General features: G+C 60.8%; 1 protein-coding gene. It reads left to right on the top strand.

Going from position 1 to position 510, the window contains the following annotated elements; translation table 11 throughout:
• On the top strand, positions 1 to 510 hold a 510-nt coding region (locus tag AB4Z23_RS28230; protein ID WP_441361275.1), incomplete at both ends, for an ABC transporter substrate-binding protein.

The raw sequence follows: 510 nt of genomic DNA, 5'->3' as shown, positions 1-510 counted from the left end.
ATCCAGCCGACCGGCGCGATCCTGTTGCGCGCCCTGCTGGCGAAGAACGGCGTTCCCGACGACCAGGTCAAGGTGGTCAACATGGGCGCCGACATGAACCAGCTGATTACGGGGCAGGCCGATGTCGTGGTCGGCTGGATCACCAACACGAACGCGCTCAAGGTCCTCGGTGATGACCGCGTTGATCTGATGCTCTGGGATACGGGCATCCAGCTCTACGCCAACGTCTACTACACGACGGACACGGAGCTTGCCGAACACTCAAAGGAACTAACCGGCTTCCTTGCGGCCACGGCGAAGGGCTGGGGCTATGCGCGCGACCATCAGGAAGAGGCGGTCGATATCCTGGTCGAGGCCTATCCCAACCTTGACAAGGCGAGCGAGTTGGAGACGATCGGCCCGCTGATGCAATTCGCCTTCAACGAGACCACGAAGGCAAACGGTTGGGGCTCCATGACCAAGGAAAATTGGGCCGAGCAGATCAAGACCTATGCGGACCTGGGCCAGTTC

It is taken from the genome of Agrobacterium sp. MCAB5 (assembly GCF_052114365.1).
Classification (GTDB): Bacteria; Pseudomonadota; Alphaproteobacteria; order Rhizobiales; family Rhizobiaceae; genus Agrobacterium; species Agrobacterium tumefaciens.
The sequence above is the reverse complement of the archived record's forward strand: the minus strand, read 5'-3'. Positions and strand labels throughout refer to the sequence as shown.